This is a genomic window from Mesorhizobium sp. M2A.F.Ca.ET.039.01.1.1 (genome assembly GCF_003998035.1).
Classification (GTDB): domain Bacteria; phylum Pseudomonadota; class Alphaproteobacteria; order Rhizobiales; family Rhizobiaceae; genus Mesorhizobium.
On record NZ_RZRY01001414.1, the window covers coordinates 1 to 634 of the forward strand.

A 634-nucleotide genomic window follows, 5' to 3' on the forward strand; every position below is an offset into this window, starting at 1 on the left:
TCTTCAAGCACGGCCTGCAGGCTGGTACGGCGATACTGGTCGAGGTTGGCGGCAAACCTGCCGAGCTTTTCGGCTGCCTCCTGCGGCGTCACCGTGTCGATGTCGAGCAACAGGTCTGCGACACCGACGCGCTTGGCGACTTCCTTGGTCTTGAACTCATAGGCGATCGGAAGCACAGGCGTTCCCACGCAGAGCGACATGATCATCATGTGCATGCGGGTCGCGACGACGAAGTCGAAACCCTTGACCAGAGCCATCAGTTGCTCGGGGGTGTGGAATGAAGCGTCCACGCTGACATTCCTCGCAATTTCTGGATCGAGCTCGGCGACGATCTTGCGTGCTGTCTTGGAATCGTCATGGGCATATTCCGGAACGCCCTGGCAGGTGGAGACAAAGGTCACCTGCTTGCCATGGTCCCGGACAAGGATGGTCGCGATCTCGCGTACCGAATCGATATAGCGGCGCATCCCGTCTTGGCCGTCATTGACGTAGTTCCAGTGGCGGACGGAAATCGCGACGCGGCCCGTCTGCGCAGGCGGCTGAGCCGAGGCGAGCCGCTTGCCGATGCCGTCCGTGTCGGCAAGGGCAAACACGGCATCGGCCACCACGTGACATTTGCCCGGCTCCTTGACCA

General features: G+C 61.2%; 1 protein-coding gene. It reads right to left on the reverse strand.

The features are described from left to right. Nucleotides 1–608: polysaccharide pyruvyl transferase family protein (locus EOA24_RS40175; protein ID WP_245502007.1), on the reverse strand; the 608-nt coding region annotated here is incomplete at its 3' end. Between the last annotated feature and the right edge of the window lie 26 nt (nt 609–634).